Origin of the sequence: Marinobacter sp., from assembly GCF_046484525.1 — a bacterium.
Taxonomy (GTDB): domain Bacteria; phylum Pseudomonadota; class Gammaproteobacteria; order Pseudomonadales; family Oleiphilaceae; genus Marinobacter.
Window position 1 is genome coordinate 1 of the sequence record NZ_JAWOIS010000060.1, and the last position, 25,008, is coordinate 25,008.

At 59.5% G+C, this 25,008-nt stretch carries 27 protein-coding genes; 10 read left to right on the forward strand and 17 right to left on the reverse strand.

Annotation, left to right across the window (positions count from 1 at the left end):
• Positions 1-443: 443 nt before the first annotated feature.
• On the forward strand, positions 444-620 hold the full coding sequence (locus R6W86_RS12980) for an SMR family transporter (protein ID WP_410329789.1): 177 nt from the start codon (positions 444-446) through the stop codon (positions 618-620).
• Here R6W86_RS12980 and R6W86_RS12985 read toward each other — a convergent pair.
• Entirely contained in the window at positions 589-1,023 is a 435-nt protein-coding gene (locus tag R6W86_RS12985) for a hypothetical protein (protein WP_410329790.1), read from the reverse strand. The genes R6W86_RS12980 and R6W86_RS12985 overlap by 32 nt on opposite strands.
• Between R6W86_RS12985 and R6W86_RS12990 the strand changes: the two genes are divergently transcribed.
• From R6W86_RS12990 to R6W86_RS13005, 4 genes are all read left to right on the forward strand, one after another.
• Entirely contained in the window at positions 1,013-1,393 is a 381-nt protein-coding gene (locus tag R6W86_RS12990; protein ID WP_410329791.1) for a hypothetical protein, read from the forward strand. The two genes, R6W86_RS12985 and R6W86_RS12990, sit on opposite strands and share 11 nt — an antisense overlap.
• 209 nt (positions 1,394-1,602) lie before the next feature.
• Complete coding sequence (locus tag R6W86_RS12995; RefSeq protein ID WP_410329792.1) at positions 1,603-2,385, forward strand: DUF5602 domain-containing protein; 783 nt, start codon at positions 1,603-1,605, stop codon at positions 2,383-2,385.
• A gap of 97 nt (positions 2,386-2,482) precedes the next feature.
• Positions 2,483-3,085 (forward strand): VOC family protein, encoded by a 603-nt coding sequence (locus R6W86_RS13000; protein WP_410329793.1) that lies wholly within the window; start codon positions 2,483-2,485, stop codon positions 3,083-3,085.
• A gap of 24 nt (positions 3,086-3,109) precedes the next feature.
• Positions 3,110-3,592 (forward strand): VOC family protein, encoded by a 483-nt coding sequence (locus R6W86_RS13005; RefSeq protein WP_410329794.1) that lies wholly within the window; start codon positions 3,110-3,112, stop codon positions 3,590-3,592.
• An 18-nt stretch (positions 3,593-3,610) separates the two neighbouring features.
• Here R6W86_RS13005 and R6W86_RS13010 read toward each other — a convergent pair whose 3' ends face one another.
• The 3 genes from R6W86_RS13010 to R6W86_RS13020 are packed head-to-tail and all read right to left on the reverse strand — an operon-like array spanning position 3,611 to position 8,078.
• The gene (locus tag R6W86_RS13010; protein WP_410329795.1) at positions 3,611-5,269 is read right to left on the reverse strand and encodes an acetolactate synthase large subunit; all 1,659 of its coding nucleotides are present in this window, start codon (positions 5,267-5,269) and stop codon (positions 3,611-3,613) included.
• Complete coding sequence (locus R6W86_RS13015; protein ID WP_410329796.1) at positions 5,266-6,459, reverse strand: L-lactate dehydrogenase; 1,194 nt, start codon at positions 6,457-6,459, stop codon at positions 5,266-5,268. Before R6W86_RS13015 ends, R6W86_RS13010 begins: the two co-directional genes overlap by 4 nt.
• 5 nt (positions 6,460-6,464) lie before the next feature.
• Entirely contained in the window at positions 6,465-8,078 is a 1,614-nt protein-coding gene (locus tag R6W86_RS13020; protein WP_410329797.1) for an FAD-dependent oxidoreductase, read from the reverse strand.
• Between the two features lie 90 nt (positions 8,079-8,168).
• Between R6W86_RS13020 and R6W86_RS13025 the strand changes: the two genes are divergently transcribed.
• Both R6W86_RS13025 and R6W86_RS13030 read left to right on the forward strand, forming a co-directional pair.
• On the forward strand, positions 8,169-9,185 hold the full coding sequence (locus R6W86_RS13025) for an AraC family transcriptional regulator (protein WP_410329798.1): 1,017 nt from the start codon (positions 8,169-8,171) through the stop codon (positions 9,183-9,185).
• Positions 9,186-9,345: 160 nt separating this feature from the next.
• On the forward strand, positions 9,346-9,729 hold the full coding sequence (locus R6W86_RS13030; RefSeq protein WP_410329799.1) for a hypothetical protein: 384 nt from the start codon (positions 9,346-9,348) through the stop codon (positions 9,727-9,729).
• Positions 9,730-9,795: 66 nt separating this feature from the next.
• Here the strand turns inward: R6W86_RS13030 and R6W86_RS13035 are convergent, their stop codons facing one another.
• Together R6W86_RS13035 and R6W86_RS13040 are read right to left on the reverse strand one after the other, a co-directional pair.
• Positions 9,796-11,205 (reverse strand): hypothetical protein, encoded by a 1,410-nt coding sequence (locus R6W86_RS13035; RefSeq protein ID WP_410329800.1) that lies wholly within the window; start codon positions 11,203-11,205, stop codon positions 9,796-9,798.
• A 376-nt stretch (positions 11,206-11,581) separates the two neighbouring features.
• Entirely contained in the window at positions 11,582-12,094 is a 513-nt protein-coding gene (locus tag R6W86_RS13040) for a cupin domain-containing protein (RefSeq protein WP_410329801.1), read from the reverse strand.
• A 164-nt stretch (positions 12,095-12,258) separates the two neighbouring features.
• On the opposite strand from R6W86_RS13040, the gene R6W86_RS13045 reads away from it, so the two are divergent.
• From R6W86_RS13045 to R6W86_RS13055, 3 genes are read left to right on the forward strand one after another with little or no spacing between them, the layout of a single operon-like run.
• Entirely contained in the window at positions 12,259-12,912 is a 654-nt protein-coding gene (locus tag R6W86_RS13045; protein WP_410329802.1) for an RNA polymerase sigma factor, read from the forward strand.
• Positions 12,909-13,142 carry a mycothiol system anti-sigma-R factor gene (rsrA, locus tag R6W86_RS13050; RefSeq protein WP_410329803.1) on the forward strand — a complete coding sequence of 78 codons (234 nt, stop codon included), beginning with the start codon at positions 12,909-12,911 and terminating at the stop codon, positions 13,140-13,142. The genes R6W86_RS13045 and rsrA overlap by 4 nt, the downstream gene beginning before the upstream one ends.
• 33 nt (positions 13,143-13,175) lie before the next feature.
• Positions 13,176-14,426: a MerC family mercury resistance protein gene (locus R6W86_RS13055; RefSeq protein WP_410329804.1), complete on the forward strand. Its 1,251-nt coding sequence runs from the start codon at positions 13,176-13,178 to the stop codon at positions 14,424-14,426.
• A gap of 52 nt (positions 14,427-14,478) precedes the next feature.
• Here R6W86_RS13055 and R6W86_RS13060 read toward each other — a convergent pair whose 3' ends face one another.
• The 11 genes from R6W86_RS13060 to cpaB form a co-directional block, all read right to left on the reverse strand.
• Entirely contained in the window at positions 14,479-15,459 is a 981-nt protein-coding gene (locus R6W86_RS13060; protein ID WP_410329805.1) for a tetratricopeptide repeat protein, read from the reverse strand.
• A gap of 29 nt (positions 15,460-15,488) precedes the next feature.
• On the reverse strand, positions 15,489-16,448 hold the full coding sequence (locus R6W86_RS13065) for a type II secretion system F family protein (RefSeq protein ID WP_410329806.1): 960 nt from the start codon (positions 16,446-16,448) through the stop codon (positions 15,489-15,491).
• 12 nt (positions 16,449-16,460) lie between these two features.
• A complete protein-coding gene (locus R6W86_RS13070) occupies positions 16,461-17,444 on the reverse strand; it encodes a type II secretion system F family protein (RefSeq protein WP_410329807.1) in 984 nt (327 codons plus the stop codon).
• Positions 17,445-17,447: 3 nt separating this feature from the next.
• Positions 17,448-18,815: a CpaF family protein gene (locus R6W86_RS13075; RefSeq protein ID WP_410329808.1), complete on the reverse strand. Its 1,368-nt coding sequence runs from the start codon at positions 18,813-18,815 to the stop codon at positions 17,448-17,450.
• Positions 18,816-18,825: 10 nt separating this feature from the next.
• Positions 18,826-20,004, reverse strand: a complete 1,179-nt coding sequence (locus R6W86_RS13080; protein ID WP_410329809.1) for a CpaE family protein — start codon at positions 20,002-20,004, stop codon at positions 18,826-18,828.
• A gap of 22 nt (positions 20,005-20,026) precedes the next feature.
• Positions 20,027-20,512 carry a TadE/TadG family type IV pilus assembly protein gene (locus R6W86_RS13085; RefSeq protein WP_410329810.1) on the reverse strand — a complete coding sequence of 162 codons (486 nt, stop codon included), beginning with the start codon at positions 20,510-20,512 and terminating at the stop codon, positions 20,027-20,029.
• Positions 20,509-20,967, reverse strand: coding sequence for a TadE family protein (locus R6W86_RS13090; protein WP_410329811.1), 459 nt, complete (start codon positions 20,965-20,967; stop codon positions 20,509-20,511). Before R6W86_RS13090 ends, R6W86_RS13085 begins: the two co-directional genes overlap by 4 nt.
• 32 nt (positions 20,968-20,999) lie before the next feature.
• The gene (locus R6W86_RS13095) at positions 21,000-22,190 is read right to left on the reverse strand and encodes a Tad domain-containing protein (RefSeq protein WP_410329812.1); all 1,191 of its coding nucleotides are present in this window, start codon (positions 22,188-22,190) and stop codon (positions 21,000-21,002) included.
• A 15-nt stretch (positions 22,191-22,205) separates the two neighbouring features.
• Positions 22,206-22,493, reverse strand: coding sequence for a hypothetical protein (locus R6W86_RS13100; RefSeq protein WP_410329813.1), 288 nt, complete (start codon positions 22,491-22,493; stop codon positions 22,206-22,208).
• A 10-nt stretch (positions 22,494-22,503) separates the two neighbouring features.
• Positions 22,504-23,994, reverse strand: coding sequence for a type II and III secretion system protein family protein (locus R6W86_RS13105; RefSeq protein WP_410329814.1), 1,491 nt, complete (start codon positions 23,992-23,994; stop codon positions 22,504-22,506).
• Between the two features lie 70 nt (positions 23,995-24,064).
• On the reverse strand, positions 24,065-24,865 hold the full coding sequence (gene cpaB / locus R6W86_RS13110) for a Flp pilus assembly protein CpaB (protein WP_410329815.1): 801 nt from the start codon (positions 24,863-24,865) through the stop codon (positions 24,065-24,067).
• Positions 24,866-25,008 lie beyond the last annotated feature (143 nt).

The following is a 25,008-nucleotide window of genomic DNA, read 5'->3' on the forward strand; positions in this document are numbered from 1 at the left end:
TGGCGATAACCTACGGTGAAACGGCAAGAAAACTTTGCACCCTCACCCACCGCTTTAACAGCTAATTATACGAACGCGTTCGTATATCACCCGTTCGTAAAACTCCATTCAAATGCGCTCAGAAAACAGTAGTTTCTTCAATAGAAACAACCTCTTGAGCACCAACCACCACGGCTACCGCCGGAGTTATACGCCCTCTTTTGAGCCACCCCTGCTCCCACCGTGGGCGTATAACTCCACCCTTTCTGTTCCAACTTTCCAACCCTATCAGATAGTTACCTTCATTTCTCATCCTGCATTCCGGAGTTTTGCGAATGCGTTCGTATAACTCCGGCATGCAATCCCAGCTTAGTGCATTTCGCATTTCTGCAGCCACCCTGTGAGAAGGCACTGCGGGCTGGTATCGTCTGCTTCCCAATTTCCTGCGGTACTGGAGATTTACTTTGAAAAGTTGGTTATTTCTGGGCATTGCCATTTTTGCGGAAGTGGTGGCAACCAGCGGGCTGAAAGCCAGTGAAGGGTTCACCAAACGCTGGCCCAGCCTGCTGGTGATTGGTATGGCGCTGATCATCACCGGCGTTGCGGTGATCAATCTGTTTTCCAAGTCAGTCGCTCACTGATCTGTCGGCAAAACCGGAGTCTCTTCCGATGCACCTCCCTTTCTGGCTGACCACCGCCCTGCTCTTTCCGGTACTGCTGTACCAGGGCAAGCGGGCGCGCCGCACAACGCCCAGGCTGCCGGAGGCCGGGGGCTCGCCATGCGGTCAATACGGTGAAGGCGCCCCCGCCAGGCGAGTGCTGGTGATTGGCGAGTCCACGGCGGCCGGTGCCGGTGTTGAAACGCACGATCAGGGCATAGCCAGCCAGTTGGCACGGCAGATTCACGAGCACACCGGCCAGACCATTGCCTGGCACACGTTCGGGATCGACGGCATTCGGCTTGGGGCCTTGGTTCGCGAGCTGGACACCGCCGAATTGCCCGAGGCGGATGTGGTGCTGTTGAGCATGGGGGGTGAACGACACCAGGGGGTTCACACCCCGTTTTCGTTTCCGCAGTCAGTTGCGGGAATTGCGCCAATTGCTCGCACCACGCTATTCCGGGCCCATGCTGCTTCTCAGCGTACCGCCCATGCATCTGTTCACGGCGCTGCCCTCGCCACTTCGGTACGTGGTGGGTTGGCGGGTCCGGCAGTTGGACAGCCTCTATATTCGCGTCGCATGGCAGTGTCCCGAAGACTTCAGCCACGTAAACTACCCGGTGGTCACCGACCCTGAACTTCTGGCCAGGGATGGTTATCACCCCGGCCAGAAAAGCTACCGGTATATTGCCGAGGCACTGGCAGACAAGGCCATCCCTGAACAACTTTTCAGTGGCGAAAACCAGGCCAACTGATATATTAATCCAATCCAGCCAAATCCCGTTCTGGTGGTAGTAGGGAGAAGCGTGCAGAGACAGGAAGCGCGTTTTACTGCTGTCAGCTCAGCCTGCCAAATCCGATCTCCTCTGAGTCAGCCCGAAGGGCGATGGCTTAACGGCCTTGTCGATCACTCACCAGGCTAACTGGCTAGTGCCGCAGGTCTCCGTCATTGAGGAGTGATGAGATGAAAACTGCTCTTTGCCTGTCCCGATCCAACCTTTCCGTCATTACGCTGGCCTGCCTTGGTTTCACCAATGTCGCCACCGCTGCCGATCTACAGGTTTTCACCGGAGCCCCGGTCGCCGTCGGTAATGGCACCGCGCGAGTGGAAGTGACCACCAACGGGATGAACGAACCTGAATCAGTGTCTGTCGTTATGAGCAAGGATGCGCTTCAGGGACTTCCTGCGGTTCAGGCCGACCAGATGGTCTGGGAGTTTTCATTACCCATGCCGGAAGCCGGCCCGCAAACAGGCTACGATCACGTAGTCCTGGACTGGAACCCGGCCGGGCATATCCCGGAAGGAGTCTACAACGTTCCCCATTTTGACGTGCATTTCTACCTGATCAGCGGGGGTGAGCGTGAAGCCATAACCTTCCATGGCGAGGGCCGTGAACTGGCCATGGCGGCGCCAGACCCACAACTGGTTCCGGCTGGCTATGTCATCCCCCCGGATGCCGCCGTGGACCGAATGGGAATGCACGGCCTGGACCCTGCGGGGCATGAATTCCATGGCCAACCGTTCAGCCACAACTTCATCTACGGCTATTACAAGGGCGAGCTGATGTTCGTTGAGCCCATGGTGTCTTTGAGTTTTCTTGAGTCACTTCCAGGCATGACGTCACCGGTCAAAAAGCCGCAGCGGTACAGCTATCCCGCCTGGTATCCAGCGGCCTACCGGATCGGATTTGATGCCGGGAAGGGTGAATACACGATCGCGCTCCAGAATCTGGAGAGGGCCGACTGAGGATCAGTAAAGAATTTTTTTGTCTTGGTGTCGATGTCCAGTTGCGTTACGCGACTTACCAGTGAAAACAATCCATTTTTCACTGGAGACCAACACGATGAAATACATGTTGATGCGAAAGGCCGATGCCGACACCGAGAAGGGCGTAATGCCCTCGGAAGACCTCCTGCAGTCGATGGCGGACTACAATGAGCGTATGACCCGGGCCGGAGTTTTTGCCGAAGGTCAGGATTTCGAACCCAGCCAGTCACTTGAGCAACATCGGTCCCTGGGGTGCCTCCCACGGGAGATGAATGTGCACGTGGCGTTTGCGGGCACCTGCAAAGAAGCCATGGAGTTCTACTCGGAGGTGACCACCGGTAAGCTGGAATCGATGATTACCTACGGGGAAACGCCGGCGGCAGAGGATGTGCCACCAGAAATGCATGACCGAATTGTGCATTCGTCCCTGAATCTCCGCGGACGCCGGCTGATGGGCGCTGATATGGCAGGCAACTGTTACCAGCCACCTCAGGGTGCCCAGATCCACCTTGAATACGACGACCCGGAACAGGCCGGGCGGGTTTTTAAAGCCCTGTCCGATGGGGGTTCAATTATCATGCCGTTTGCAGAAACATTCTGGGCGCATCGTTTCGGAATGACCACGGATCGATTCGGTATCCAGTGGATGATCAGCAGCCAGATAGAACACTGTCAGTAATCCCCAAGCCAGAGGATCAACTTGATGACGCATCCAATAAATACCATTTGTCTCTGGTATGAGAGCGAAGCAGAAGAGGCCGCCCGGTTTTACGCAAAGACCTTCCCGGATTCATCGGTGGGCAGGGTACTTCGTGCGCCGGCGGACTATCCCGCAGGCTCGGAGGGCGATGTCATTACGGTGGAGTTCACGGTATTGGGCATTCCCTGCCTTGGCCTCAATGGCGGCCCCGCCTTCCAGCACAACGAGGCCTTTTCGTTTCAGGTGGCCACTGCTGACCAGGAGGAAACGGATCGCTACTGGAATGCGATTGTTGGCAATGGCGGCGAAGAGAGTGCTTGCGGCTGGTGCAAAGACAAATGGGGCATCTCGTGGCAGATCACCCCGGTCGCTCTCACCGATGCCATAAACGATCCTGACTCCGCCGCTGCCAAGCGGGCCTTCGAGGCCATGATGACCATGGGCAAGATCGACATCGCCGCCATTGAGGCGGCGCGTCGGGGCTGATGGCGCTGATTGCGTCTATCAGGGTGCCAGTTTGCGCTTCAATGCCCTGGAAACCGACAACGGCAGGCTGGGCAATGAGCGCAGCATCCACGGCAGTATCCGGCGCTTCACCCCGCTCAGGGACTCCGGGATCACGGCTTCAATCAGGTGTGGCCCCGGCATTCTCTGGGCGTATTCCAGGGCTTTTGCCATTTCCTCGGCGGTGTGCACCCGCACAGCGTGAACGCCCATGCCGTTGGCCATTTCCGCGAAGTTGATTACCGGGCCGCGCAGGTCCAGCTGGGATTTGGCCTTCTCACCGGCCTCTTCCGCGCCCACCCGCTCCAGTTCAATGTTGAGCACGGAGTAGGAGGCGTTGTTGAAGATGATGGAGGTTACGTTCAGCTGTTCCCGGGCCATGGTCCAGAGCGCCTGGATGGTGTACATGGCGGTTCCGTCACCGATCAGGGCGATGACCGGGCGGTCCGGGCAGGCCACGGCGGCACCCACGGCATTGGGCAGGCCCTGGCCGATGGCGCCGCCGGTGAGGGTGATCATGTCGTGGCGCGGCGCGCCGGCGGTCATTACCGAGAGCATCAGGCTGGAGGTGATGCCTTCGTCCACGATGATGGCGTTCTCCGGCATCAGTTCCCCCACCGCTTTGCAGACCTTCTCGGCGGTCAGCTTGCCCCTTGGCCGGCCCGGTCGTTTCTCGGGTTGTAGCCTGGGTTCGGCCTGGCTGGCGCCAACGGCGTCGTTGAGTTTGTTCAGGCTGGCCAGGATGTCCTGGTCGGGCGCCGCCAGGGTATGTACCTGGCAGGTATCCGGCACCAGGTAGCTTTTCTTGCCGGGATAGGCGAAGAAGGAAACCGGTGCCTTGGCATCCACCAGAACCAGGTGTTCCATGTCCGTCAGCTGCACCGTGGCCAGCTCGGCCAGGTAGGCCAGGCGTTCGATATAAGGCAGCCCTACGCCCCGCTCCATACGGGTCGGGAAGGTTTCCGCCAGCAGGGTAACGCCGCTGTGTGCGGCCAGTTTGGCGGCCGCGAGCATGCTCGGTTCACGCAGGGAATGGCCCCCCATCAGCAGGGCGGTTTTCTTGCCGGAGCGGATGGCAGAGGCAATGGCCTCCACCGTGGGATCGTCTGCCGGCTGCGGTGTTGGCGGCGCCAGGGGCGCGCTGGGCACACCACCCTCGCCCCAGGACACATCGGCCGGCAATATCAGGGTAGCGACCTGCCCGGGCGCCGTGCGGGCAGCTGCAATGGCTTCGGCGGCATCCTGGCAGAGGGTTTCGGTGCTCTTGGCAGTGCGCACAAACCCCGGGGAAACGTTACGGGCAACGGTCTCGATATCAGACTGCAGCTGGGCATCGTATTTCACGTGGTAGGTGGCGTGGTCGCCAACAATGTTCAGCACCGGCACCTTGCCCTTGCGGGCGTTGTGCAGGTTAGCCAGGCCGTTGCCGAGCCCGCAGCCCAGATGCAACAGGGTGGCCGCGGGTTTGTCGGCCATGCGGGCGTAGCCATCCGCGGCGCCGGTGGCAACCCCCTCGAACAGGGCAAGCACGGCCCGCATTTTGGGCTCGTCATCCAGGGCGGCGACAAAGTGCATTTCACTGGTGCCAGGGTTGCTGAAGCAGACCTCAACACCGGCATCCACCAGGGTTTTCATCAGGGCTTGTGCGCCGTTTGTCATTGTTGTTCTCCAAGCTTTCCGGGTTCGGGGTTTGGGTTTCTATCCAGTTGGTCGGTGCCGATGTCGGCAATTCGGGTAACGCCGGTCAGGGTCATGGCCAGTCGCAGTTCCTGCTGGAGGCTGGCCAGCAGGTTGTTGAGCCCGGCCTCACCGCCGCCGGCCAGTGCCCAGGCCCAGGGGCGGCCGATCATCACACCCCGGGCACCGAGCGCCAAGGCACGGAAAATATCCACGCCGCTGCGAACGCCGCCATCCACGAGAAGTTCCGATTCTGAACCGACGGCGGCCACTATGTCCGGCAGCTTGCCTGCCCCGGAGGCAACACCGTCCAGCTGCCGGCCACCGTGGTTGGACACGATGATCCCGTCTGCCCCGACGTTCACCGCCTGGCGGGCATCGTCCCCATCCAGGATGCCCTTCAGCAGCAGGGTGCCCTTCCAGTGACGACGCAGCCATTCAATGTCGGCCCAGGTCACGGTGGGATCAAACTGGGCATCAATCCAGGCCTTGAACGCGTCAAGATCCCCGGCATCCGGCACCACGTCACTGAGGTTGCCAAAGTTCAGGGGGCCACCGCGCACGGCCACATCCCACAGCCAGCCGGGGCGGGACAGCAGTTGAACCGCCCTCAGGGCCTTCGCACGGGCGCCAGTGCTGGAGAGACCATTGCGGAAGTCGCGATGGCGCATCCCCGGCTGCGGCAAGTCGACGGTAAACACCAGTGTCCGGCAACCGGCTGCCCAGGCTTTGTCCAACAGAGCTTCAATGCGGGCCCGGTCACGAATCATGTAGAGCTGGAACCAGGCCGCCCTGGAAACGGCGGCCTGCACTTCTTCCACCGGGCAGATGCCGACGGTGGACAAGGTGAACGGAATACCGGCGGATTCCGCGCTTCGGGCGGCCTGGACTTCCCCGCGCCTGGCCATCATGCCGGCCAGGCCGAGCGGTGCCAGAACCACGGGCATGGCGCAGGACTCCCCGGCCAGAGTGGTTGTGGTATCCACCTGATCGACATCCTTCAATACCCGTTGGCGCAGTTTTATATTGTCCCACTCGGTTTCGTTGGCGCGGAGGGTCTGTTCGTCTGTTGCACCTCCATCCAGGTAATCGAACAGGAATAGGGGCAACCGGGCACGCGCTCTTTCACGGTAGTCTTCAGCGGTGGCCGGGTAAGTAAGCTTCAACGTCATAGCGTTCAACCTCCAGCCACAATGGAGCGTACCGCTGCCCGGGCCGTCATGATACACCCGGGAAGGAAGGTGCCTTCCAGGGAGCGTTTTCCGTTAGCACCACCGCCACCAAAGCCTGCGGCCTCGCCGACACAGTACAGTCCTTCAACAGGCGTTCCCCCGGCGTTGAGGATTCGGCTCTGCAGATCGGTTTGCAGTCCGCCCAGGCTCTTGCGGGTAATCAGCTGCATGCGGATAGCGATGTAGGGGCCGGCGCCCGGTTTCTGCAGGGGAGCGGGCTTGCAGGTGCGCAGCCGGTCCGGCTTCCATTCCCGGGCGTGCTGGATCATCCGGATCTGGGCATCGTTATGGAGACTGGTGCCCTTGGCGAAATTGGCATCGAAGGCATCGGCGGTGGCCTGGAGCGTGCCCGGGTTGATGTCGTGGGAAAAGGTCAGCGCGTTCATCTTGCCGGCCAGGTCGCCGAGATTATCCGCCACCAGGAAATCCCGGCTTTCGTGCTGCATTTGTCGCACCAGGGCGTGGTTGCCCAGCAACAGCTCTTTTACAAACTGGGGGAACTGTTTGTCCCGAATCCGCGCGTTGTGTTCGGCGCCGGAAATGGCAAATTCCTTGGCGGCAATGCGCCAATTCAGCAGGTGCCAGGTCCAGGGTTTTTCCTGTTCTGCCACCCGCTGGCACAGCCAGTGAGTATCGAAGCCGGTGACCAGGGGCTCCGGGCCAATCCGCTCGCCCCGATGGTTCAGCCACAGGGCCGATTTGCAGGGAATGGTGGAAAGGCCATGGCCGGGAAAATGGGGGTACGGATGCGGGAAGCCTGCCGCATAATTCCACATTTCGCCGGCGTGGGTAATCCGGCCACCGAGGGTGTCGGCCACCCAGTGATGCATTTGGCCATCGGCGTAGGGGTGAGCACCGTTCAGCATGCGGGCAGGTTCTGGGCGATCAACCGGCCAGTTGGCGCGGCATTCCTTGTGGCTGCCGTTGATGCCACCGGTGGCCAGAACCACGGCCGGAGCAGCCAGGCGGACTTCCTCCCCGGTGGCCTCATTGATGGCAAGGGCGCCGCTCACTTTTCCCGCTTCGTGGTCCAGTTCGGTGATGCGGTGCTGGTGCAGCAGGGTGAGTTTGCCGCTGGTGTTCTCCCGTTGCAGCGCCGTCATCAGGCAACGGACCAGCTCCCGGGCGGTACCCCAGACCACATGATAACGGGGCAACCGGTTGCCATCACCAAAGCGCCCCCGCTCCACCCAGTTTACAGCGGGAAGAAACTTGATGCCTTCATTGCTCAGCCAGTCGTACACCTCACGACGGGAGTGCTCCACGTAGTAACGGGCCCATTGCAGTGGCCACTCCTCATCGGGCGCCAACTCGCCGAAGCTTAGCCAGTCGCGCAGGGCGATTTCCGGCGTGTCCACAATCTTCATTCGCTTTTGCAGGGGCGTGTCCACCAGCATCATGCCGCCGAAGGCCCACAGAGCCAGGCCGCCCATGCGTTCTTCGGTGTCGCGGTCCGCCAGGGTAACCGTTTTCCCGGCCCGCAGACCCTCGAGAGCGGTGACAATGCCCGCCAGGCCTCCGCCGACCACCAGAATGTCTGAAGAAACTACCTTCGCCATGATGTGTATCCGACCCGTTAGCAATTAGTTGTCAGGTTTAAAGATAGACCGGTACCATGGCTTTAAAATTGATATTAGAGGCCAAAAAAATTGACTTTAGAGGCCACGGTTTCCATTGGCTGGGTGAATACGGTGATCGGTGCGGCAAAGCGTCTTTCTGTGGATACGGATACCCTGCTGGCAGCAGCCGGTATTCCCGCCTCCGCCTGCGAGCTGGAACGCTGGCCGATCGATGACATCACCCGCCTCTGGCATGCTGCAGAACGCTGCACCGGAGACCCCGGCTTCGGGCTGAAAGTGGGTGCGGAGTTCAGTCCCATGAGCATTAGCGGTGTGGGGTTTGCACTTCAGTCCGCCGCAACCCTGCGCGAGGCCATCGTGATGGTCCAGCGCTTTCAACGGCTGATATCCGATGGCGGCCGGTTCCAGATCATCGCCGGCAATAACGCCACCTGGCTGGTCTACCATCCCCGACAAGGTGAGCTGGCGTTCAGCCCTCACCAGATCGAGGCGGTACTTGCGTCCGTGGTTGGCTTCGCCAGCTGGGTGACGGGAACCCGAATGCAGCCGGCCCGGGTCCAGTTCAGTCAGCCCCGCCTTGGACCGGCTCAGGGCTATCAGACGGTATTCAATTGCCCAGTGGCGTTCGAACAGGCGTTCAGCGGCGTACTGGTGGAAAACACCGTGCTGGATCAACCCCTGCCCCAGGCAGACCCTCAGCTTGCACAGGTCCATGAGCGCTTCACCAGCGCCCGTCTGGCAGCTCTTACCATGAGCAGCGCCTCGGTCGCCGAATTACAGCGATGGCTGGCCGCCCGTGTGGGGCCGGATCTCCCCCGCCGAGGCGATGCGGCCGAGGCACTCGGCATCAGCGAGCGAACCCTGGCCCGGCGGCTCCGGGAACAGGGCCAAAGCTTCGAAGGTCTGCTCGATCAAGTCCGTTGCCGAAAAGCACTCCAGGCGGTAGCCGAGACCAGCACCTCCCTGCCGGAGATAGCCGAATCCCTGGGGTTCGCCGAAGTAAGTACTTTCTACCGGGCTTTCAAACGCTGGACCGGCTCGCCGCCGGTTCGCTGGCGCAAACGACAGGGCTATTCAAACCAGTAGTGCTCGCGAAACCAACTACCCCCGCTGATATGGCGGCCCCGCCAAATCTAAAAAGTTTTCCCCCGACTGCAACTTTCCGCCGAGTTCTCCCGTAGCCCATGTACACCCATCTCGAATCCCTCTGAACAGGTGGGTCACAACCAAGCACAAGGAGAACGTCATGATGGCGGGCACCGCCATCGCCGGTCACCATGAAATGGACGGCGCCCAGGTCTGGGCGGATGATCAGAGCATTGCCTCCGGCACCGTCACTGCGAAGAAAGTAAACGCGGAAAAGAACGGCTGGTTAGTGGTTCACCGCACCGGTGAAAACATGAAGCCTGGCACGGTTGTCGGCCATGCGCCCCTGAAAAAAGGCAAGAACATGGACGTCGCCGCCATCCTGACCGAAGAAGTCAAACCTGGCGACATGCTCATGCTGATGATTCACGGTGAGGATGGTGTCATGAAAACCGGCACCTTCGAATACACCTTGGGGGCCAAGGAAGACGGTCCGGTCCGCAAGGACGGCAAATTGGTGATGACCACCATTAGCGCGAAATAAAAAATCAGGCTTGGAAACTCCGGCTGCCGGACTCCTCTATGGCGCCCGGCAGCCAGTCAGTTCCAATCAGATCTGTTTGTAAACAACCTCGGACAGACGACTGCGGTTGCCATCGGTATCCAGGGTACGGATGGCGAAATACCAGGTGCCAGCCGTCAATTCGTCCACCAGGAGCTCATCCACCGACGCATCGCCGATTGCCAGGCTCTGGTCGAGGCTGTCTGGATTGGTTCCATAGACCACTTCAAAACCGGCAATCTCCCCCATACTCAGACTATCGCCATTCTCGCGGGTCAGCGGAGCGGTCCAGCTCAGAAGCGCGGCGTTGGCCGGAATTGTCGGCTCCTGAACGGTATCGGTTGCTGGCAGCTCGCTGGTATCGGTTCCGGTATCCGCTACGGTGTCGCCGGAGCTGTCGGTGGCCGTCGTATCAGTGTTATCAGCAACCTGCTCTCCAGTGCCTTCCTGAGTTGTTCCAGTGGCGGTGTCACTGCCACTGTCAATTGTGCCTTCGTTGCTGCCTGCACTGTCTCCTGAATCCGCAACGGCGGTGTCGGAGTCCGAGTACACATCAGCAATGGTCTTGAAACGCTGGACATTACGATACTCAACAATAACCAGCTTCTGACTGATCACACTCGACTCCACCGTAGCCTGAAGTTCGGAGGACTGCAGCGCGGCGGCGCTAACCAGATCCGCCAGCGCCACATTGACGCCATCGCCCATGATTTCGATCTGGCCGTTGGCTGCGATCTGGATGGTCATGTTTTCCAAGACCTCGGATATGGTACTCCATTGGGTACTGTCATTGACCAGGGCCAGGAAGGCGGCGTTGGCGATAGACACCTGCAGGGCATCAGCGGAAACACTCCCAAGGTCGTCAAGTCGGGTCAGGTCTGGCGGGGCCAGACGAAGGGCACCGGGGGAAAGCCCGAACCAACTTTCAACAGCCTCATAGGCTCCGGAGAGGGCTTCGGGAGAGAGTCCGTTGGCACTGCGTTCGGCCAAGGTGACTGCCAGATGAGTCAGCGGAGTCAGATGCACTGTTTCCGTAATCAGGTCACCAGCGCCCCGCAGACGGAAGTTGCTATCCAGCGGCATGGGCTGGCCGAACGCGACAGCCCCGGCACCGGCCTGATCACACCGGGGAACCACATCGCAGATCATGCGAGTACTACCATCCGCCTGCAGCTCAACCAGCGCCCAGCCATCGGCCTTGCCGCGCAGTCGCAGGTCATAACTGCCGTCATCAGCAGTCAGCACAGGTTTGGCCGCCAGCCGGTCCGGTGAGTAATAACCGTCCTTGTCCGCCAGCAACCGGTTCGCCGTCACGATTCCTTTTTGAATCACACCTTTCATGGCCGCACCGGCGACCTCGACCGCCGGCTCCTGGGCCTGTGCCACTGTGTTGCTGTCGCTGGCCGTAATGTCCTCGAAGCAGCCCGATAGAACGAGAGCTGCAGGTACAATCAGCAAGCCCTGAACTGATATTTTTTTGCCGCGGTATGACATCGTTTTGCACCAATTAATTGACGAATTGGGCAAATCATACTGCGTCAGCTTTTATCCAAAATGTGATCGATTTCACTTCTTATCTGGTGAAATTCGTCGGGAAAGTGGCGTTTACGGTAGGAAACATCGAGACATTGAAGTTTACATCGGGCCGGTCGTGAAAACTTCACCTAAGCTTCTGATTTGTTGATCATATTTTGAACACAATATAAGTAATGGCAGACAGCCTGCCCCGGCCGTTGCCGTTCACGATTACAAATTTAAACAGTAGGCGCCCTGTCTTTCATCCATGAAACCGCGGCAGCCCGACACTTGCCAGGCCGCCGCAGACTTTGGCTTTCTAATTGCGAGGGTCGTCCTCCGGATTCAGATACTCGATCCCCCAGGGGCCATTTCCATGCAACTGGATCACGGTGCCTTCATCCCCGGTATAACCGAACATCGGATCTCCCGGCGACATGATTGCAAGGCTCCCTGTGGGCAAGGCCCTGGCTTCATCGCGACGAAACTCCTCGCCCTGGGCGAAATGAAAGGTCCCGGACAAAACGGTGACCCGTTCATAGGCCGGATGAAAGTGCGGAGCCACTTTGTAGTTTGGCGGTAAACGCAACCGGATCGTGAACGGATCGCCACTGGCGAGATCGCCCTCCAGAATCGAGATTTCCGCCCCTTCTGCCATGGATCCAACCGGCTTCCAGCTCAGCTCGGCCGGCTCGATCATGACATGCCCCTCACCTTTGTACGGAGTCTTGGCATGGGCGCCGGCAGCGGCACCAATGCACAGTGAGGCTGCGAGCAGGCCCGTTGTCAGCAGCCTGCCTCCGGAGCGACCGGTGCCTGAGATAATGTCCATCGTCTATCCTCCTCTTATCAGGTTCGCAGAGGGTTTCCGAAACACCGGGATCCTGCCCGGCTGATCGCAAGGACGCGGCAGCAAAGGGGAATGTTCCCGGGAAATCATCGGGAACATTTGTGTTGTCAGAGGCGTCCCTGTAACAACGCCAACGGGGAAACACCATGAGACCTGTGGAATCGGAACAGCGTTGTGAATCGACAGTTTCAGAAGAGCGTCAACGGCTGTTCAGGAAAAATGTAGAGCGCCTGATGGACCGCCTCTACGGCACCGCTCTGCGGATGACACGCGATGCGGATGAAGCAGAGGATGTCGTGGCAGAATCCGTCAGCAAGGCCTGGCGCGGGCTCGATCAACTGGACGATCTCTCGCACATGGAGGGCTGGTTGTTCCGGATACTGCACAACACCTTTGTCAGTCTCAGGCGCCGGAGACAATGCCGTCAGGACCGGGAGGTTCCCCTGAATGCTGACGACGAGGCGGAGGATTGCCGGTTCTCACTGTTCGAGAACCTTCACCAGCCGTTTCTGCTCTGGCTGGGCCGGCCCGAAACCGATTTTATCAACCACCTACTGGAGGAGGACCTGAAAAGGGCCGTTGATGAACTGGCAGATCCCTACCGGATCGTGCTGGTGATGATTGAAATCCAGGGTTATAGCTACGAACAGGTCGCCCGGATACTCGACATCCCCATGGGCACGGTTCGCTCCCGGCTAAGCCGGGCACGTTGCCTGCTGCAAAAAGCGCTCTGGAAACAGGGCCGCGATGCAGGCCTGATCACCCACGGGACCCGTTCAACAGCCGGAGACGAACAGTGAACGCATCGGATATTTCATGTGAGGATGTCATTGAACGGTTGTTCGAGTATCTGGACCAGGAGCTGGATGCGACCAATCGCGCTGAGATCGATCACCACCTGAAACGCTGTTTCGATTGTTTCAGCAGGGCTGAATTCGAGCGGCGGTTGCACGCGCGTATTGCTGAAGCCGGCACGGAGCAGGCGCCGGAACGTCTGCGGGCGCGGATCCGGGAACTGACCGGGCAATAGCCTCAAGGCAGCGAAACTTACAAGGAAAAGACCATGGTTGCGATTCTAGGTTACTCTGAAGAACAGATTCGCGAGGCGGTTCAGGACATGTACACCAGCGTCGCCGAGGCTCCCGACTCGCCCTATCATTTTCCGGTCGGTGCCGGTGCCTGCCACAGCCTGGGCTACCCGGAAGACCAGATTGCCGAACTTCCCGACAGCACACTCGCATCGTTCGCCGGTGTCGGCTGGCCTTTCCGGGGGCAGGCGCTCCAGCCCGGCCATACGACCCTGGACCTGGGTGCCGGCGCGGGTAACGACAGCGTCATCGCGAGCCGGATGGTGGGTCGGTCCGGGCATGTCATCGCCCTGGACCTGACTGCTGCCATGACCCGTAAACTCGGACAGCATGCAGCCCGACACTGCCAGAATATCAGCGTCGTTCAGGCCTCGGCCGAGCAAATTCCACTCGCAGACCGATCCGTGGACAGCATCACCAGCAACGGAGCAATCAATCTGGTGCCATCAAAACGGCAGGCCTTTCGGGAAATGTTTCGGGTCCTGAAACCCGGTGGCAAGGTCCAGCTTGCGGACGTGGTCATCCGCCGCCCCGTCAATGTCGATTGTGACAGTGACCCCCGCCTCTGGGTTGAGTGCGTGGTAGGCGCCACCGTGGAGGAAGACCTCCTGGCCATGATGGGCGACACCGGGTTCGAGGATATTCAGGTACTGAATCGCCATGACTACTTTGCCTTGAGTCCCAGCGCACAAACTCGGGAAATTGCCCGCAGCTTCGGGGCACAATCAGTGGAAGTGTCCGCCAGGCGGGGTGAACATCCACCCGGGCGATTACGGGAATGGCTCCGGCGAAGTCTCCCTTCGCGCTGGCTCGGCCAACTGCATCGCCGTGGCTTTTCGGGCATGGCAGCACTGGGTCTCGCCCTGCTCAGCTGTTATGGCGTGGTGGCCATGACTGGCCTGCTCACCCTGGCCGGTATCCGGCTGGCGTTGTCGCCGCAGGCCTGGTCCCTGGTCATCGCCACCTTTACCCTGCTGGCCTGGCTAACCATCGCTGCCGGCTTCCTGCATCACCGTTCTGCTCTGCCAGCTCTTCTGGCCACCGTTGGCGGGGCAACCGTGTGCTTTGCCCTGTTCGTGGATTACCACGTGCTGACAGAACTCGCGGGATTTGCACTACTGGCAGTGGCCGCCTTTGTGGACCTGCGCCACCGGAGACGGCTGGAAGCCCGGAAACTTGGTCTCAATGGCGCCACACGGGGTACCTTCCAAGACGGGGTCAGATGAAAAGCGCGCTTTTCATCTGACCCCAACTTCACCGAAACCAACTCCCAGATCCTCAATCCCCACTCCGCGCAATCAACCTCCGCACCTGAGCCAGGTTATCATTGGCGGTCACGTGGTAGCTGGGTGACGCCTTGGCGGCCTTGCTGAAGTACTCTTCCGCCTGCCGATAGTTCCCTTCGTTCATCAGGATATAGCCAATGGTGTTCCAGGCGTCCGCTTCCGGCATTACCTTTATCAGCGCCTCCAGGGCCTCATCGAATCGCTCCAGGCGGGTATAGAGTTGGCCGAGGTTGCGCCAGGCTCGCTCATGCTCGGGATCGATGTTCAGGGCGGTCTGGTACTGGTACTCCGCCCGGTTCCAGTGACCGATCAGGTAAAAGGAGTACCCCAGGTTGTTGTGAAGTCTCGCATTGCGGGGAGAAATGGCCAGGGCCCGGTCGTAGTAGGTTCTCGCGGCGGCAAATTCGCCCCGCAGGTCCGCCATGATGCCGAGGGCATTGAATGCTTGCCAGCGGTTTTCATCCGCAGCCACAGCCTGTTCCAGCAGGGTTTTGGCTTTCTCATGCTGCCGCTGTTTCATAAGCATCAGGCCCAGGCCTTCAAGAGCACCGGCATGGTCGGGCTCCAGTTGCAGGGCGAGCTGGAATGCCGAGGCCGCCTTGTCCGCTGCCCCCTTGTGCTGATTGATGGCGCCGACCTTGTAGAAGGTATCCACATTCTCCGGATCCAGCTCCAGGGAGCGGATGTATTCGAACACCGCCTCATCCAGTTTCCCCTGACGATAGGCGGCATCGCCCCGGGCAATGGCCTCTTCAGCAGACTCCACCGGCATCAGGGTGGAAAAGGTGAGCTCGGACTTGCCGTCATAAAGGTCTGTATAGGCATTCCCGCTTTTTACCTGCGGGCCGCTGGCGCAACCGCTCAGGAACAGCAACATAGCGATCAATCCGGCACCAGCGAGCTTTCGCGCCCCTGCCCGGGCAATATTGCGATCGTTCGTATCAGCCGTAGCATTCGTCCATTGTCCAATCATGGCAAGCTCTCCCTTTCTTGTTATAGAGATCAATAGACCTGGAAGTGGTCCAGCAACCCGACAACGGCCGGGCCAATGGCCACCACGAAAAAGGCCGGAAACATGCACAATACCAGCGGAAACACCATCTTGGTGGAAACCTTGCCAGCCTCCTCTTCCGCCCGTTGCATGCGCTTGTCACGGAACTCCTCCGAATAGATCCGCAGGGACTCCGCAATACTGGTACCGAAACGCAGGCTCTGACTGAGCAACGCCACCAGGCCACCGATCTCTTCCAGGCCAGTGCGATCCGCCAGGTTTTTCAGGGCGTCGACCCGATCCACCCCGGCCCGCATCTCACTGTTCACCAGGGCCAGCTCCTCGGAAAGTTCGGGATGGCCGATCACCAGCTCATCGGCAACCCTCTGTAATGCCGGCTTCAGGCCATACCCGGCCTCGGTGCAAACCACCAGCAGATCCAGCGCATCCGGAAAGCCGTTATATAACCGGCGCTTCCGGCGCTCGATCATCTTGGCCAGTACGTAGTTGGGCCCCAGTGCGCCAGCCAGCATTGCACCAGCCGCTGCCTGCACCACCTCGATGGTGGTGAGCCCGGGCACCCAGCGCAGGCCGAAAAAAACCGCCAATGGCAGGCCAACGACCAACAAGGTCTTAATCGCATAGAAGTTGGCGAGGGCGCCATCGCTCCTGAAACCGGCGTGTATCAGTCGCCCCCGGGTGCGATTACGATCCCCTTCCTTCTTGGGCAGAAAATGGGGTGCGGTTGATTTCAGGAACGAAGATACATGACCCTCCCGTTGTGCTTCAGCCGCCTCCGGAGCGACGACATTGTGCAGTCGGCTGCGCACCGGATGGAACATGGTAGAGAGCAGGTACATGCCAGCGAGGGCAAGGCAGAACACCGCCACCGCCATCAACCCGATAAAGGCGTACTGCGCCATCTGGCGGTCCTGTATGACGGTATCGAGCAGTCCGATTACGTATTCCATGGCTGGCTTCTCCTACACCTTGATATTGAGGATCTTCTTGATCCAGAACACGCCTATCACAATCAGAATGAGTGCTATCAGAACAATGTCGGCGCCCCGGGGACTTTCGATAAGCATGGGCATGTAGTCCGGGTTCACCAGCGAGATAAGCACAAAGAGCACAAACGGTGTCATGGTCAGTACCCAGGCTGAAATCCTGCCCTCTGCCGAAAGGGTGCGGACCCGGCGCTGGAACCGGAAACGCCCCCTGATAACACCGGCGATCTTCTCCAGCACTTCAGCAAGATTGCCGCCTGACTCGCGCTGCACGAGAACAGCAGTGATCAGTGCCATCACCAGCACGCTGGGAACCCGCTGCAGGAGACCGAACAATGCCGCCCGCACATCACCGCCGTAGTTGATCTCGTTGAAGGTTTTCTGAAATTCCTCCTTCACCGGACTGGGCATTTCCGTAGAGACCAGACGGATGGCCTCAATGAACGGGTGACCTGCCCGCAGCGCCCGGATGATGACATCCACCACATCCGGCAACTGTTCCTCGATCTTGGCAATCCGCTTGCTGCGTTTGTTTCGCAGGTAGAGGAAAGGTGCGCTGGCCGCCATCGGCGACAGCACCACCGGCGCCCACCAAGCCTTGGTCATGCTGAAGCCCACGAAGGCGGCGACAGCCGCCAGCAGAAGCGCCAGTAATAACACCCGGTAAGCCCTTGTCCGGTAGCCGCTCTGGGCGATCAGGCTGACCAGTGGCTGGAGCAGGTGCATGGATTCCAGGCGCTTCTCCAGAGGTGACAGGTCCCTGAGGTACTGCTCCTGCATGAGGGAAAGTCGCTTCTGCCCCTCCTCCCCCTGGGTCATTTTGTGCATGCGCTCATTGAGCCGCTTTCGGGCGCCCCGGCTCTCACCGAAAACGGGAATCACCAGTCCCTGGGAAAGCAGAAACACTGCCACGAACACCAGGGCCAGAAATATCCAGAGTTTGTCTCCCAACGCTTCCATGGCTCAGTCCTCGAAGTCGGGGTCGAAAAGCGACAGGGGCACCGCGATGCCCCGCTGGTGCAGATGTTCGTGGAAACGGGGGACAATGCCGGTCGCCTTGTAATGACCTATCACCTTGCCTTCCTCATCCCGGCCCACGCGCCGGAAGTTGAACAGCTCGGACATGGTGATCACATCCCCTTCCATGCCGTTGATCTCCTGCACACTGACCAGGCGACGGGTTCCGTCCTCCTGGCGCTCCACCTGGAGCACCACATCAATGGCGGATGCCACCTGCGAACGGATTGCCTTGACCGGCATGGTGGTGCCGGTCATGGACACCATGTTCTCGATCCTGGTCAGGGCATCCCGGGGCGCGTTGGCGTGCAACGTGGTCATGGAGCCGTCGTGGCCGGTATTCATGGCCTGTAGCATGTCGAGAGCCTCAGCACCGCGGACCTCGCCCACGATGATCCGGTCCGGGCGCATCCGCAGGCTGTTCCGGACCAGGTCCCGCTGAGTGACTTCGCCCTTGTTCTCGATGTTCGGTGGCCGGGTCTCCAGTCGGACCACATGGGGCTGCTGAAGCTGAAGTTCCGCCGAATCCTCGATGGTCACGATCCGTTCGTTATCCGGAACGAATCCCGACAGAACATTCAGCAACGTGGTCTTACCGGAGCCGGTGCCACCGGAAATCAGAACGTTCAACCGCCCCCGCACAATGCTTTCCAGCAGGCCGGCAATGGGCGCGGTCAGGGTGCCCTTCTCCATCAACGCCTCCATGGACAGGCGACCGATGGAGAAACGGCGAATGGACAGCAGCGGTCCGTCCACCGCCAGCGGTGGAATGATGGCATTGACCCGGGAACCATCTTTCAGGCGGGCATCCACCATCGGCGAGGACTCATCAATCCGCCGCCCAACGCTGGAAACAATACGATCAATGATATTCAGCAGGTGGGTATCGCTGTGGAAACTCACATCCACCTTTTCCAGCTTGCCGTTGCGCTCGACATAGATGCTGTCATGGCCGTTCACCAGGATATCGGCAATGGACTTGTCAGCCAGAAGCGGCTCAAGTGGACCCAGGCCGAGGATGTCGTCCTGGATCTGACGGATGATGTGCTGGCGGGCAGTCAGCGAAAGCGGAATGGACTCCTCTGACATCAACCGCTGGCCAATTTCCTGTAACTGGCGCTCTGCCTCATCTTTACCCAGGGTACCCAGGAGCGACAGGTCCAGAACCTTCATAAGCTTCTGGTGGATTTTCTGCTTCCAGGCCCGCTCCTGCTCTTCCTCGGCCCGGCGGGCCAGTGACGGGCCGCTACTGTTGTGCGCCAGGGGTGGCTCCGGCTCGCCCTTGCCAAATTCGTTCAGTCGGTTCAGTTCCATGACACTCTCCTCAGGCTCCTGCCAGTTTCCGCCACATCCGGCCCAGGCCGGACTGTGGAACCACTTTCTTGCCGCTCAGTACTTCCGCCATCCGGACCATGCTCCGGCTGACCGGGGAAGTAGGTGCCGCCTCAAGCAGTGGTACACCCAGGTTCGAGCTCTCCGCCACTTTGGCGTAATCATTGGGAATAAAGGTCATGTCCCCGATGCCCAGGGCCTTTTCGATATCACCGGCGGTGAGTGCCAACTTCTTGTCCCAACGGTTCACCACAATTCCGATCCTGTCGGCCGGCACGCCCATGTAGCGGGTCAGATAATGAAGTAAACGGCGGGCATCCTGAACGTGGGAGATGCTCTGCTGGAGCACCAGCAGCACCCGGTCTGCGGATTCCAGCAACATTCCGGTCACGCTGTCGATCTGGCGCGGCAAGTCAACCACAGTGTGGTCATAGCCGGTGCGCAGCAACGCCAGTAGTTTCTGCAGCTGGCCCTCATCGATGTCGCCTGGCACAACAAGCTGATCCGAGCTATTACCCAGCAGATGCAGGCCGCTCTTGTGCTTGAGCATGTGGCCCTCGAGCGCCATCAGGTCCATGTTGTCGGCTCGCAGGATGGCGTCCACCAACCCACCGCCCTCGTGCAGATCAAAGGCCGACGCCAGGTTGCCGAATTGCAGATCCATATCCAGCAGGGCCACCCGTTGCTCGATCCGCTCCGCCAGACTGTGGGCCAGGGACGCGGCAATGGTGCTGGCTCCGGACCCGCCTTTGGCATTGATTACGGCAAACATGCCACCCTTTGAATCCGAATCCGGCGCCAGTTCGGCGGCTATCCGGACCAGGGATTCCAGAACCTCCTGCTTGGGTGCCGGAAAGCTGAAGTAGTCCCGCGCGCCCACTCGCATGGCGGTGCGCATGATCGTCATGTTTTCCGGACCGGTCACCACGGTTGGCACCCGGCTGGTGACTGGGCGATCGTCCAGGGATCGGAGTTCGTCTTCCCAGGCCGAAGTGGTGCAGAAGATCAGCGCATCCGGCAGTTCCCTGACGTTATAGAGCGGATCAGAATGTCCGTTGGTCATGAGGCGTTTGCTAAGGGCAAGGCCCGGCTGGTCGCCGAGCATGTCTTCAAGCTCCTGCAATTCCTGGGCATTGCGCCCGGCAATCAAAACGGTAATACGTGCTTTCATGGCTTCGCCCTTCCTTGCTGATTCAACTGATCGTCCCGAAACAGCCGGTTCCTTCGCGCGATACACCGAGGCTCTCGCGCGGCAGCACCGTCACGAAGGGTGGCAGCTCGAAAGTCTGGAAAAAGAACGGAATGATCAGTTGGTGCTGAAAACCGCTCACTTCACTGCGAATAAAGGCAATGTCGAGATAATTGCCCGCCGGGTCGGCCATAACACCGCCAGTGGAGGTGAGATAGTCGATGGAGATATGCGATTCCATAAGGCCCTTGAGTATGGGGCTCTCGCCGGCGGTACCCGGTTCATCGAACATGGCAACCCTGCGAATGGCACTGTGCTCAATGGGACAGACCACGGCTACCCGGGCGGCGCGACGGCTCATCTCATCCAGCGTGTTCCAGACAAACATCAGCCGGCCGAACTCGATGCTGGCGAACAACAGGATGAAAAACATCGCCCCGACAACCGCAAACTCCACCGTATGCAATCCCGACTGCTTTTTGATCTTCATAGCGCCCTCATCTGCACAGTGCTCTGCATTACAAAGGCCATGCTGATCGGCTCTCCCCCGTAGAAAGCGGGAATCTGTCCGATCAGCGGGATGTAGTTGTAAGTGGCGCTTACCGAAATGTGGGTGGCATCAGGCTTGGTGACCGTAATATCGCCGGTGGACCACCCGGGTAGCAGAGGTTCCCCGGCGCCCAGGGTGTTGCCATAAACCACGAGGTTGCTGGTTTCCTGAACCCGGTTACTGTCCAGAAAAACAATCCCCATGCCAAGCAATGCATGTGACGACATGTACCTTGCGCCGTCCCGTGCTGCCCGGGTCATAGTGTGATACTGGCTGAACGCCCAACCCAATTCACTCACCGCAAACACGACCAGCAACAGAAACGGAGCGGTCAGCCAGAACTCCAGGGTGGCAATACCCTTCTGTTTTTTTCCGGTTTTGCTCGGTGCGTCCATGTCGTCACTTCCCTCCGGCTCTGGATACCTTCTCAGCTATCGAAGGTATCCGGGTCCTTGTATAACTGGATAATCCGGGGGCCCGGCCCTGCACCGGGATCCGGCCCGGGTACGCCACTGCCACCACAGTCATCCTTGAACTGACCATAGAACACCGCCTGGCCCGCCTGGTTCATTCTGTCGATCATGTAGAAGCAGCTGAAGCCGAGTAGCTCTACTGAGCTCTGTCCGTTGGCCAGGCCGTCACAGTTGCCCACGGGCATGGTCAGGATCCGGCGACCCGGAACCCCAGTGGGTGGTGCATCCGGGTTCACGTTCTCGTACTGATTCAGGTACCAGTCGAGGTCATAGTCCGGGACAGTCCCGGCGACGTAATCGTCCTCGTCATAGGGAGCGTGGTCGGTGAACCAATCCGGCGGGTAGTCATCTGCGCTCACCGGTCCGTTGTAAATACCAAGCCGGGTGTTAATCCCCTGGGCGAACGGACCGACAGTATTACCGGGCTCCGTTTCGATATCCCCGTCACCGCCGGTATCCAGACATGCGTCGAACTTGCCCGCTGCGGCCTCCCGAACATCCGCCCCACCCGTGCTTCCATCAAGGCGAATCAGATAGAAGTTGCCGTTACCGACCTCGGAACTTGTACCGGAGCCGATTTTCAGCTGCTCCACCTCACCCCGGGAATAGCCGTAGTTATCTTCACCCGGGGTTCCGCAAGCCATCATGGGTACCACGTTGCAGGCGGTCTTGATGGTCGGGCTGGGCCCGGCGACGGCGGTACCTGCTATCGCCAGATCATTGATTCCAAGCACCGGTGCAAACCATTCGGCCACGTCATAGTTGTCGACCCGGGCGCGAACGTACTGTGCCGGTGTCGTTCCCGGTACAAAGGGATTCAGCGTATTGGAAAATTCCAGTACCAGCGTGAGATTGCCGCTGGCCGAGGCTTCACCCAGGCCGGCATTGCCCGGAGCCGCCGTATTGGCGGCAAAAGTAGTATGCCCGGCAGCGTCCGCCAGCGCCGTATTACCGGTCTGGTCCAGAACCTTGGCGGCACTGAGCGCGGCGGCGTCCAGAGCGTTCTGAAGCCGCGTCTTCTCCAGATGAGCGTTGCTGATATCAAGCGCCAGAGCCGCCATGCCCAGTATGACCACCAGGGAGATGGCGACCAGGGGCAGGATAGCGCCTTGCTGAGAGTTCCTTGCCTTGTCAACCGCGTCCATGGTCCATCCTCCCTGTCAGCGTTGAAGGCCCATGCCAACGCCGCCACTCATATCCGGCCCCAGTCTTTCGGGCTTGCCGGTATCCTTGACGTAGCTGTTGTACCCGGCCTCGGCCTTGCGGCCATCCAGCACCGGCAGCTCGGGCGGTTCCTGCCCGGGCGGCACGTACTTCTGGGCCGCAATCATCTGGCGGACGGAATTACCGAATTGGTCTTCCGAGCTGGGTGATGCGCACCCTGCCAGAAGCAGCCCCGTCGCCAGTCCTGTCATTATGGTTTTGAATGTGCGGTTGTATGCGTCCATGACTTCCACCTCAGAGTTCGTGTCCGAATTGTCCTTTCACGCTGCCTTGTTGCCCGGGCGCTGACTCGGCACCGGGTTTACGCCTGCCTTCCATGTAACCCAGGAGGTAGAACTCGAGATCCGAGGGCTCCACAAAATAGTCTGTGGGCAGGCTGAACTGCTTGCGATCCACCGGCTTGGCAAAGTGAGGCGTAACCAGGATCACCAGCTCAGTCTTGCCCTTCACGTATTCCTGGCTGCGGAACAGGTTGCCAAGAATCGGCAGGTCGCCCAGACCCGGAAATTTGTTCACCCGTTCCCTGAGGTTCTCATTGATCAGGCCAGCAACGCCGATGGTCTGTCCATTCGCCAGTTCAACCGTCGAGGAAGCACTGCGACTGGTAAGCGCGTTAATAAAGAAGGTGGCGGCGGTATCGGGCACCTCGAGCACAATGGAGTTCTGATTGCTGAGCTCGCTGACCTTGATGTTCAGCTTGAGGCTGATCATCCCGGAGTCGAGCACGGTGGGCAGGAATCCAAGACTGATCCCGAACTCCTTGAACTCAATCTTGACGCCGTCGTCCTGCCCGCTGCCCACGGGAATCGGGAATTCCCCGCCGGCGTGGAAAGTGGCTTCCTGGCCCGTCAGGGTAGTGAGCGTCGGCTCGGCCAGAACCTTGGCCAGGTTATTTTCCTGGGCCGCATCGATCACCAGGTCAAACAGGGTGTCCCCGTCCAGGAAACTGGCGAACAGGCCGGTACTTTCAAAGGTGAGAGGCTCACGCAGGATGTCGGTAGTGGGTAAACCGGAGGGGCTGAGCGTGCCCGCACTTCCACCGGGAATGATGGATGATGGTGACAGCGCCGTACCGTTATTGCCGGCACCGATGGTCAGCAGGGAGTTAGCATTCATCGCCTCGAACTTGGCACCGATGCGTTTAAGAAAGTCCCGGGAGACCTCCGCCACCTGCACCTCCAGCATCACCTGCTGGGCGCCACCCACCTGCATCATATTCAGGACCTTGCCGTCCTCCCCGCCCTGGAAACTCCGGGCCAGATCCAGTGCGGCCGCCATTCGGGCAGAGCTGCCGACTTCACCACTGAGGATAATCGCACCCTGTGAGGACCGCACCTCGATCTCCTCGCCGCGCAGCACCTGATGCAGTTTGGCTTTCAGGCCCTCCAGGTCGTGGGTTACATCAATGCCCACGGCCGCAACCACCTGGTTGTTGTTATCCCACAGGGTCACGTTGGTGGAGCCAAGCTGTTTGCCCACCACGTAGAGCTGACGGGATCGCAGGATCAGGATGTCGGCAATATCGGGATTACCGACCGAGATCTTCGCGACGGGCTGTTCGAGATAAAGGATCTGGGACTGGTTCAGAGCCACTTCGACCACTTGCCGGTCCATTCCACTTGCCAGCATTACCTGGGCCTTCACGGCGACCGGGATCACGGACAAGAGCAGGAACAGCCCGATCAGGCATCCCTGCAGTGACAGCTTCTTCGTGTTTATTGTCATGGTCACTCTCTCCCTGGTTTACTTCCTGTGCGGTTGGCAGCCTCTGACAACCGCTGCATCAAAATCCGTCTTACATGGAGACCTTCGAGGTGCTGACATCGGTTCCACGGATGATGGTTACGCGGGAACTCGTCACGACAACCCGGCGTGGCGCGGGTTTCGGAGCCGGCTTGGCCTCGACCACGACTTCCTCCTTCACAGGTTCGGGCTCAGGAGCCGGACGCATGCTGTCATCCAGAGGATTTCGCAGGGCCAGCTGGATCATGCCCTCCTGGGTTGCCTTGACCAATTCTTCGGCGTCGTCCGAGCCCAACTCAAGGGTGACAGCACGCACAATGACGGGCTTGTCCTTTTCCGGAGAGGCAGTCTGGTCCACTGCCAGCACCTTGACGTTTTCCAGCAGCGTCCGTGACTCATAGTTGCGGTTTCCGTTTCGCTTCGCGGCGACAATATCCACCCGGTTGCCGGGCATCAGGAAACCGGCAACACCGATAACGTCATTGACCCGGACTGTGACAGCCCGTTTGTTGGGAGCAATAACCGCAGACAGGGCGCTACCACCACCAAAGGCGGCCACCTTCTCCTTCAGAATCATCTCGCCGGGATAGATCGTTGTGGTGGCGACAGATCCTTCAATCTCCTTGGCTTCCGTCAGGGCACTGGACGGAACCATGGCTTTCGGCATGGTGGCGACTTTCAGATCACTGGCTTCCACCTTCTTGCCGAAAGGAATCTGCAGAGCTGCCACGACCACAGGGACGCCATCCTCTGTCGTTGGTGTCGCAAATCGGTCAAGCGCCCAGCCCCTGGCCAGGTAAGCGGCACCGAGCCCCATGATCAGGGCAAAAGAGAGCATCAGAACGGATTTCAACAAATTTAGCTACATATCGGAAGAAATATCCGTCATTGAAAGAAATTGAGTTTTTGGCTCATGTAACTCTTGACATTCATGAAATTCCGACCATAGGCACCACCTTTAAGCAATTAATCGAAGAGTCGTGCGATGAAATTGAT

Bases quoted from the DNA above. Each gene is read 5' to 3' on its own strand.
- R6W86_RS13070 (WP_410329807.1), bottom strand. From the start codon at position 17,444: ATGGAAGCGTTGGGAGACAAACTCTGGATATTTCTGGCCCTGGTGTTC.
- R6W86_RS13105 (WP_410329814.1), bottom strand. From the start codon at position 23,994: ATGACAATAAACACGAAGAAGCTGTCACTGCAGGGATGCCTGATCGGG.
- R6W86_RS13030 (WP_410329799.1), top strand. From the start codon at position 9,346: ATGATGGCGGGCACCGCCATCGCCGGTCACCATGAAATGGACGGCGCC.
- R6W86_RS13040 (WP_410329801.1), bottom strand. From the start codon at position 12,094: ATGGACATTATCTCAGGCACCGGTCGCTCCGGAGGCAGGCTGCTGACA.
- R6W86_RS13095 (WP_410329812.1), bottom strand. From the start codon at position 22,190: ATGGACGCGGTTGACAAGGCAAGGAACTCTCAGCAAGGCGCTATCCTG.
- R6W86_RS13060 (WP_410329805.1), bottom strand. From the start codon at position 15,459: ATGATTGGACAATGGACGAATGCTACGGCTGATACGAACGATCGCAAT.
- R6W86_RS13065 (WP_410329806.1), bottom strand. From the start codon at position 16,448: ATGGAATACGTAATCGGACTGCTCGATACCGTCATACAGGACCGCCAG.
- R6W86_RS12995 (WP_410329792.1), top strand. From the start codon at position 1,603: ATGAAAACTGCTCTTTGCCTGTCCCGATCCAACCTTTCCGTCATTACG.
- R6W86_RS13045 (WP_410329802.1), top strand. From the start codon at position 12,259: ATGAGACCTGTGGAATCGGAACAGCGTTGTGAATCGACAGTTTCAGAA.
- R6W86_RS13010 (WP_410329795.1), bottom strand. From the start codon at position 5,269: ATGACAAACGGCGCACAAGCCCTGATGAAAACCCTGGTGGATGCCGGT.
- R6W86_RS13080 (WP_410329809.1), bottom strand. From the start codon at position 20,004: ATGAAAGCACGTATTACCGTTTTGATTGCCGGGCGCAATGCCCAGGAA.
- R6W86_RS13000 (WP_410329793.1), top strand. From the start codon at position 2,483: ATGAAATACATGTTGATGCGAAAGGCCGATGCCGACACCGAGAAGGGC.
- R6W86_RS13015 (WP_410329796.1), bottom strand. From the start codon at position 6,459: ATGACGTTGAAGCTTACTTACCCGGCCACCGCTGAAGACTACCGTGAA.
- R6W86_RS13055 (WP_410329804.1), top strand. From the start codon at position 13,176: ATGGTTGCGATTCTAGGTTACTCTGAAGAACAGATTCGCGAGGCGGTT.
- R6W86_RS13100 (WP_410329813.1), bottom strand. From the start codon at position 22,493: ATGGACGCATACAACCGCACATTCAAAACCATAATGACAGGACTGGCG.
- R6W86_RS13005 (WP_410329794.1), top strand. From the start codon at position 3,110: ATGACGCATCCAATAAATACCATTTGTCTCTGGTATGAGAGCGAAGCA.
- R6W86_RS13020 (WP_410329797.1), bottom strand. From the start codon at position 8,078: ATGGCGAAGGTAGTTTCTTCAGACATTCTGGTGGTCGGCGGAGGCCTG.
- R6W86_RS13085 (WP_410329810.1), bottom strand. From the start codon at position 20,512: ATGAAGATCAAAAAGCAGTCGGGATTGCATACGGTGGAGTTTGCGGTT.
- R6W86_RS13075 (WP_410329808.1), bottom strand. From the start codon at position 18,815: ATGGAACTGAACCGACTGAACGAATTTGGCAAGGGCGAGCCGGAGCCA.
- R6W86_RS13090 (WP_410329811.1), bottom strand. From the start codon at position 20,967: ATGGACGCACCGAGCAAAACCGGAAAAAAACAGAAGGGTATTGCCACC.